Annotated in this window: 6 protein-coding genes and 1 pseudogene; 1 reads left to right on the top strand and 6 read right to left on the bottom strand. The window is 30.6% G+C overall.

The genetic code is table 11. From position 1 onward, the window contains the following. Positions 1 to 587 (bottom strand): annotated as a pseudogene (locus Q0616_RS09035) (malate synthase A); the annotation flags it as partial. A 118-nt stretch (positions 588 to 705) separates the two neighbouring features. On the opposite strand from Q0616_RS09035, the gene Q0616_RS09030 reads away from it, so the two are divergent. Then, positions 706 to 2,193, top strand: a complete 1,488-nt coding sequence (locus tag Q0616_RS09030) for an XRE family transcriptional regulator (RefSeq protein ID WP_286483991.1) — start codon at positions 706 to 708, stop codon at positions 2,191 to 2,193. Between the two features lie 39 nt (positions 2,194 to 2,232). Here the strand turns inward: Q0616_RS09030 and Q0616_RS09025 are convergent, their stop codons facing one another. From Q0616_RS09025 to Q0616_RS09005, 5 genes are all read right to left on the bottom strand, one after another. Next, positions 2,233 to 4,122 (bottom strand): ABC-F family ATP-binding cassette domain-containing protein, encoded by a 1,890-nt coding sequence (locus tag Q0616_RS09025; protein ID WP_298776607.1) that lies wholly within the window; start codon positions 4,120 to 4,122, stop codon positions 2,233 to 2,235. A 34-nt stretch (positions 4,123 to 4,156) separates the two neighbouring features. Next, entirely contained in the window at positions 4,157 to 5,338 is a 1,182-nt protein-coding gene (locus Q0616_RS09020; RefSeq protein WP_225541469.1) for an ABC transporter permease, read from the bottom strand. 6 nt (positions 5,339 to 5,344) lie between these two features. Then, positions 5,345 to 6,337: a biotin/lipoyl-binding protein gene (locus Q0616_RS09015; RefSeq protein WP_298776604.1), complete on the bottom strand. Its 993-nt coding sequence runs from the start codon at positions 6,335 to 6,337 to the stop codon at positions 5,345 to 5,347. A 4-nt stretch (positions 6,338 to 6,341) separates the two neighbouring features. Next, entirely contained in the window at positions 6,342 to 7,721 is a 1,380-nt protein-coding gene (locus Q0616_RS09010; RefSeq protein WP_298776601.1) for a TolC family protein, read from the bottom strand. A 147-nt stretch (positions 7,722 to 7,868) separates the two neighbouring features. Continuing rightward, the gene (locus Q0616_RS09005) at positions 7,869 to 8,546 is read right to left on the bottom strand and encodes a hypothetical protein (RefSeq protein WP_298776598.1); all 678 of its coding nucleotides are present in this window, start codon (positions 8,544 to 8,546) and stop codon (positions 7,869 to 7,871) included. Between the last annotated feature and the right edge of the window lie 111 nt (positions 8,547 to 8,657).

Genomic DNA, 8,657 nt, shown 5'->3' with positions numbered 1-8,657 from the left:
TGTGCATTATGGAAAAAATATAAACCAAAGTCAAATAGTGAGCCTGATATTTCTTGCTTGTTGATTACAACATGTTTCTCATTAAGGTGCAGTCCTCTTGGACGAACCATTAAAACTGCCGTTTTATTATTTAACTGATACATTTTTCCTTTCGATTCGAAAGAAATTGTACCATTTATTGCATCTTTTAAATTTTGTTGTCCTTGAAGGTTATTATCCCATGTAGGAGAATTACTATCTTCAAAATCAGCCATAAAGGTTTTAGCATCAGAATTTAAGGCGTTAATTACCATTTTACGGTCAACCGGACCAGTTATTTCAACGCGACGATCTTGTAAATCTTTAGGAATAGGAGCGGCTGTCCAATCGCTATTTCTGATATCCTTTGTTTCTGAAAGAAAAGATGGGAAATTTCCTAAATCAAAAAAGATTTGTCTTTCGCTTCTTTCAGCCAATAGTTCTAATCGTCTATCGTTAAATTTTTTGTGTAAAGCTGTCAAAAATGTAACAGCTTCATTTGTCAAAATGTCGGGATAACTATCCAGCACTTTGTGCGATAATTTTAATTCACTTGTAATAGTATCCATTTTTTTGTGTTTTTGTTGTAATTTTGGTTTTGGTCATTCGAGCGGAATTTTACTTCCAGCGAACGTTCGCTAAATTATAAAAATTCGTTTACATTTACCAAATATTTTTGAAAAAATTATGCAAGAAGAATACATTAAATTAATTTTTGGATTAAAATTAAAGCAAGTTAGAACTGCTAAAGATTTGTCATTGTTTAAGTTATCTAAGTTAACAGGGCTTTCGAAATCTTATTTAAATGAGATCGAAAAAGGTAAAAAATATCCAAAAACTGATAAAATAGTATTGCTTGCAGAGGCTTTGGAAATACCTTACGATGAGATAGTTTCATTAAAATTAGATAAAAATTTGGCGCCAGTTGCTGAAATTTTACAATCTAATTTGTTACAAGAAATACCATTAGAGTTGTTTGGTATAGAAGAAAGAGACTTAATTGAGATCATTTCGAATGCACCTATGAAGGTGAATGCATTTATATCAACCTTGATCGAAATAGGGAATAATTATAATTTGACACGAGAAAGTTTTTTCTTAGCTTCTTTGCGTTCTTTTCAGGAAGCAAACGACAATTATTTTCCAGATATAGAAAAAGCTGCAAAAAGTTTTTTACAAGAATATTTAGTTGATTATGATGGTTTTGTATCGAATGATACCATGGAAGAAATTCTAAAAGAAGAGTTTAATTATACAATTGTTTATGAAGATTTTGACCATCTTGAAGGAAAAGATTTAGCTAAACTCCGTTCGATTTATATCAAGGATAAAAAATTATTGTATATCAATTCGATTTCGGATAACGATCAGAAACGATTTATTTTAGCAAAAGAATTAGGGTATAATTATTTAGATTTAAAGGAGCGTTTGTATACTTTTTCTTGGGCTAGTTTTGACAATTTTGATCAATTGTTGAATAATTTTTATGCTTCTTATTTTGCGGGAGCGTTATTGTTACCTGAAGATAAACTGTTGGCGGATATGAAAGATCTATTTGCTGTGGAGCACCATGATTTGTCTAAATTTCAAGAAATTTTAGGAAAATATACCGAATCACCAGAAACTGTATATCAACGAATGACTAATTTATTACCGAAGCATTTCAATATTCGCGATTTATTCTTTTTGAGATTATCAACTAAAGCAGGTTCTAATTCATTTAAATTAACCAAAGAATTACATCTTAATCAACAACAATCGCCTCAAGCAAATGAAACAGATGAACATTATTGTCGACGTTGGGTTTCGTTGAATGTGTTGAAAGAATTAGAAAATAATCCAGAAGATCAGCATACAATTTCTGCTCAGATTTCGTTGTATCCATTCAATAATAATCAAAAATATTATGTAATTTCTTCAGCGACAAAAGATCCATTTAATCCAAGTTATTTACGAAGTGTAACGATAGGTGTTTTATATAAATCGGCTCAACGTAAAATTAAATTTATGAACGATCCTTCTATTCCAGTAAAAGAAGTGGCGGTAACGTGTGAGAACTGTGGAATGAAAGATTGTGCTGAAAGAGCTGCTGAACCAATTCGTTTTGAAAAAGATATTCGTAACAAACGTTTAAATGTTACCATTAATGATTTTATAAAAAAACAAAGTAAATAAAATATGAAAAATAAAAAAAGGAACTTAAAGTTCCTTTTTTTATTCGCTTAATTCTAACCAACGAAATTCTTTTTCTTCAATTTCGTCCACAATTTTTTGTAGTTCATCTCCAATTGTAGCAATTTTATCGTAGCTTAAATTAGGATCTGAAAGTAAATTTGTTAATTCTTCCTTTTTAACCTCAAGAATTGGTAAAGATTTATTAATTTCTTCTAATTCTCGTTGTTCTTTGAACGATAACTTTCGAGGTTTTGTTTCTTTGATCTTTTCTTTAGATTCAATTTTATCTTGAGTTGCGATTACTTTTTCACTTTTATTATCGTCAATTTCAGGTTTATTTTTATTCTCGATATGGTATTCAGTGTATGTTCCCATATAACGAGAAACCTTTCCTTCTCCTTCAAAAATCATTAATTCATCAACCACTTTATCCATAAAATAACGGTCATGGGAAACGACTAATAAACAACCTTGGTAATCTTCTAAGAAACTTTCTAAAACAGTTAATGTCGGTAAATCCAAATCATTTGTAGGCTCATCCAAAATCAAGAAGTTTGGATTTTTGTACAGAATAGCCAGTAATTGAAGGCGTTTTTTCTCTCCTCCACTTAATTTAGAAATATGAGTATGTTGTTGTTCTGGCGTAAATAAAAACATTTCTAAGAATTGTTCAGCACGCATTTCCTTTCCATTTGCAAGAGGAAAGAAATCTGCAATATCTTTTACAAATTCTATAACACGCTCATCTTGTTTAAAGTCGATTCCGTCTTGTTTAAAATGTCCAATATTTAATGTGTCACCACGTTCAATAACGCCACTATCAGCAGGTTCAATTCCTTCAAGCATTTTCAAGAAAGTAGTTTTACCTACACCATTTTTACCGACTAAGCCGATTTTTCCACCACGTGCAAAAATATACGAGAAATCATCTAAAATTTTCTTTTGACCAAATGCTTTCGAAACATGTTCCATCTCGATGATTTTTTGACCTAAGCGCGTCATGACCATCTCTAATTTTACTTTTTGATCGACAATTTTATGTTTGGCAACTTTTTCTGTATCATAAAAAGCATCAATACGAGATTTAGATTTTGTTGTTCGCGCTTGTGGCTGACGACGCATCCATTCAATTTCTTTGCGGTAAAGATTTTTTGCTTTATCAATTGTTGCGTTCTGATTTTCGATACGCAATGCTTTGTTTGTAATATAGGTTTCGTAATTTCCTGAATGTACATACAATGTTTTGTCCTCCATTTCTAAAATTTTGGTACATATAGCATCTAAGAAATAACGGTCGTGTGTAACAAGAATCAAGGTTTTGTTTTCTTTGTTTAAGAAATATTCTAACCATTCGACCATTTCGATATCCAAGTGGTTGGTAGGCTCATCTAAAATTAGAAGAACATATCCTGTTTCGAAACTCAAATCAATCAAAAACTTTGCTAAAGAAATACGTTTACGTTGACCACCAGAAAGCTTTCCAATTTTTTGACCCAAGAAATCAATCTTCAATTTTGATAAAATTTCTTTGATTGTCGGTTCGACTTTCCACGCATCTAAGACATCCATTTTTCCCATTAAATCAACTAATTCTGGATTTGTTGGGTCATTCTCAATCATGTTTTCATATTGACGAACAACATCTAATACTTCATTCGAATGATTAAAAATATATTCTTCACCTTTTAAATTTTCGTCGAAATCATCACTTTGGTCTAACATTAAAATTTTGACCCCTTTGTTTGGGCGAACTTCACCAGAATCGGCTGTTTCTAATCCAGCTAAAATTTTAAGTAAAGTAGATTTTCCACTTCCATTTTTGGCTACGAATGCGATTTGGTCTCCTTCGTTGACATGAAAATTAACATCTTCAAATAGTGTTCGGATTCCGTATGATTTGGTTAGATTTTCAACTGTAAGAAAATTCATGGTTTATTATCTGTTTTGTGAGTTAAAAAAGAAACTAAATCTTTTCTGTTTCGATTTGCTTGATCGACTGTTTAGCTTTTCTTATTTTAACGATTAAGAGAGCCAAAGATAAGACAAAGCAAATACTTCCTATAATAATTAGATTATTTAAATGTGGTTGAATTAACCTTGGATCTCCTTTTTCGATAAAAAGAATACGAAATATTTTGAGATAATGCGTTAATGGAATGGCATCTGCAATTGTTTGTATCCATTTTGGCATGTGACTCAATGGCCAAGTAAATCCACTTAAAATGAAACTTGGAGTAGCCACGACCATCAAGACTTCTGTAGCTTTTAGTTGGCTTGGAAGTAAGATGCTGACTAAAAATCCCATAAAACAAACAGCTAAAATAAAGGCAAGAGTAGAAGAGAAGAAAGGCCAAAATTCTGTTTCTAATTTCATGTCATAAAACATTCCAAAGCAATAGTATAGTATGAAAATGAAAATCGACATGATTAGATATGGAAATGTTTTGGTAAATAATAGTGTAAATGGATTGGATGATTTTGAAATTAAGGTGTTGAATGTTTTATTTTCAAATTCTGATGCAAAAGAAAGCGCTAATCCTAATAATAAAACTTGTTGCAATACAGTTAGTAATACACCAGGAAGCATAAAATATAAGTAGTTTCCACTGCGTATATTTTGTCGAATCATAGTTGATTTGAATGGTTCGTAACTTTGAGTCGCTATATATTCTGGTACGCCTTGTTTTCGAGCTGTTTCAATTGAAATTCCAGCTTTCATAGTAGATAATACTGTAGTTACAGCAATAGCAGCTGTGTTGGATGTTAAAGTATTTGATCCATTTACGAAATATGTAATTTCGGGCAATTTCTTTTGTTGTACATCGGATTGAAAATTGCGAGGAATCACAACGACTATTTCTGCTCCGATTGCTAATGCTTTATTTTTAGAGTCGAATGTAGATGCTAAAATTTCGGCTACGTGAACCGATTCATTTTCATCTAACATTTGAATAATTTTTTGACTTGTTGTTGTGCGATCTTCATCAACGACAATAATTGGCAAATCGGTTACATTTCCTTTTTTATAGACATTTCCAATCAAAACACCATACATGATAGGCGCACCCAAGAATAAAATGGGTAAAACAGGATTCTTGAAGAAAAGTTTGAACTCTCGTATAATTAAATGAAAAATTGTTTTCATTAGAATTTATTTAGTGTTAAGATCCAAAATAACAGTTGCTTTTGTCAAGAGTTGAGCAGCTTGTTTGTTATCAACAGGAACTACTTTTACTTCATATAGGGATTGTTGCTGATCAATATCTGGATAAGCAGTCGAGATGTTTGCATAGGAATTCAGCGCTTTTATCGAAACAATTTTACCTTTGAGTTCTAAATTATTTTTATAAGGAATCTTTAATTTGACAATTTGATTTTTCTGAAGTTGACTAATTTTATTTTCAGGAATGGTAAATCTAAAAAATGTAGTTTCTTCCAGAATTCCGTTCGCTATAGCATAACCAGCCAATGCTAATTCTCCTATTTTTAGATTAATTGTTTCGATTGTCATATTTTGTGGCGCTTTGATGTATCTTTCTGCTTCTGCAACATCAATCTCTTGCAAAGCACCTAATGCACGTTCTTTTTGTCCCAAAGCCATTTGTTGTTGCTCAACACGAGCTCCATTTTCGGCATCAGCTAATTCGGCTTTTGCGGCTAAATATTGATTTTTTGCACCTTGATATTTTGCATAAACTTCATCGTAACTTTGTTGCGGTACAAGACTATCACGAAGCATATTTTTTAGTCGATGATTCGATTTTTCAGCATAATCTAATTGCTCTTTCAAGCCAGCAACTTTTGCACGTAATTGTTTCAATTGATTATCTGTCGCACCTTTTTTTGCCATTTCATATTGCGCTTCAGCTGAATTTACAGCACCTTCGGCTTGACTTTTTTTGGCATCAACTTCTGGTAATTGTAAAACAAAAAGTGTTTGTCCTTTTTTTACTTCATCGCCTTCGTGAACCAATATTTGATCTATTTTACCTGGTATTTTTGTGACAACTGTAATTTGATCACGTTCAATTTTTCCTTGAAAAACAGTTTCTTCGGTTGATTTATTTTCTTTATCAGTAGATCTGCAATTCGAAAAAAGTATTAGTCCGCTTAATGCAAAAATATAGTATAGGGTATTTTTCATGATTTTAATTTGAGATTTGATTAAATAATTCACCAGAAGTTTGTAGTAATTCATAGGTTTTAGATCGTTGATCTATAATTTGAGAATAGTAACCAAGATTTGCTTTATAAAAATCATTTTCTGCTGCCAAACGTTCTGTTACATCAATTAATCCTTCTTGAAATCGTCTTGAAGCAATTTCTAAATTATTTGTTGCAATGGTATTTTGTTGATGGTTTACTTTTAATTTTTCGGAAGAAGTTTCGTAATCAATCTTATTTTTACTTAATAAGAGATGTAGTTTTTCTTGCGAATCTTTCAATTTATTTTCATTAATTAAGATATCTGTTTTAGCTTGCGCTAATCTATTTTTATGTTGACCACCATCTAATAATTCCCATTTTGCACCAATTCCAATCAAAATATTTGGGAATAATGTAAATTGATTCATTTTTAGATTGACATCGCCTAATAAACCGACATCTTTTAACTTGAAACGACTTCCAAAAATAGAAGTGTAATTGGTATTTGCGAAAGCGAAAACTTGTGGAAGATGAGAACCTTTTTCTTTCTTGTACAAAAATTCGTAAGCCTTTATTGAATGTTCAAGCGCTTTCAACTCCTTTTTATTTTCTAATGTATACTCAGCCGAAATTATATGAATAGGAGTAAGTTCATACTCTATTTGTTGTAAATCTTCTATCGATAAATGTGTTAATGTTTCTAATTTCTTGTAAAGTAATTGTCGGCTTCCATTTACTTCAACTTGTCGAGCCTCTAACTCAAGCATTGCTAATTTTATCTTTTCACGATCATATGGTATTGCCAAACCGTTTTGAATAGCTTTCTGAACTTTTAGATGTTCTTTGTCTAAACGCTTTGCAGAATTCGAAATCAATTCTTCTACTTTTTGTATCAACATCAATTGATCATAAGTTTGCAAAATGTCCTTTGTTATAACTTCTTTTTCTGCATCTTTTAAGTAATCTAAAGCTACGCTTTTTTCTTGAATAGCGTTTAAAGCATTTGGTATTTGCAATCCTGAAAAAATGACTTGAGATGCATTTATACCAATTGTAAATAATCCAGTTGAGGTATTAAATCTTTGATTTCCTGCAAATAATTCGGTCGAAATAAGATCAATAGATTTTGTAGGAATATCAATTGTTCCGTTCGAATTTAAATAACTTCCCAAAGCAATTGCAGACAAACTTGGTTTTTGTTTACCTTTTATTTCATCATATTTAGAGTTGTTTTTATCAACTTCGAGTTGTTTATTTTTTAAATTGTAACTTGATTCAATTGCTTTTTCAACAGGTAGTTTTAGTTGAGGGTCAATTAGTTGTTGACCAAAAGAAAATGAAGAGATAAGAACGAAATAACTATAATATCGATGGATAGGCATTGCTCAATTTTGGCATAAAATTAACAAAAAATATACCATGAATAAAAACTAGTATTAGAATATGATTAAAAATAAAAATCCTGAAACTTTTTAAAGGTTCAGGACTTCCAATAATTGCCAACATAATTGGCGCATAGTTCAATGTATTTAATATTTATTATCAATTATATTTAAGGTCTCGTTTAACGATTCTTTCATCATTTTCTCTAAATAATCTATTGATCCTTGCTTGATTGTCTCCTCAATGTATTTTGTTCCTCCAATTGTTTCGCTATATTTTAACGAATTGTTTTTTAAGTCTAAAATATTGATATAAACATAGGTTTTAGCAATATATTTTAGTTTGTTTTCGGGATCAAAATCCAAACCAGATTTTACATTGATAACGACTAAATCATCTTGAGATATTAAATTTTTCAAGTTATCAAATTTAACTAAATGAACATTTTCTTGTGTAATTAATTCGTTTGGTACGTTTTTATTGTCAAATTTATCAATTATTTGATAATCATATTGATGATCGTCTAAAATTTTGATTGCTTTTTCACGAATTATTTTAATGATGTCAACTTTCGAATTTAATTGTATCAGTTGATTTTGGATTGATTTTGAATCGATATTATGGTTTAATTCTTGAGAATTATGATTAAAAAATCCAACAGTATCAATATTAATTACCACACCAACTTTACTCACAGGAACATCTAAGGCACTCTCGTACGTAGTTGTTGTATTAACAGCTAATTCTTTTGGAGCTTCTTTTTTTTGCTCACAAGATTGCATTATAATCAAGCTTCCTATCGCGAAATAAACTATTTTTTTCATATACCAACCTTTACTCTTTAAATATAGTGATTAATAATGTTTTAGTATGTTTTTTTTAAAATTATTTTTTATTGTACCAAAAAAGGTAGTTATAACGTATGATTTTAGATT

Origin of the sequence: uncultured Empedobacter sp., assembly GCF_937930195.1 — a bacterium.
Taxonomy (GTDB): domain Bacteria; phylum Bacteroidota; class Bacteroidia; order Flavobacteriales; family Weeksellaceae; genus Empedobacter; species Empedobacter stercoris.
This window is presented reverse-complemented; position numbering and strand designations above follow the sequence as displayed.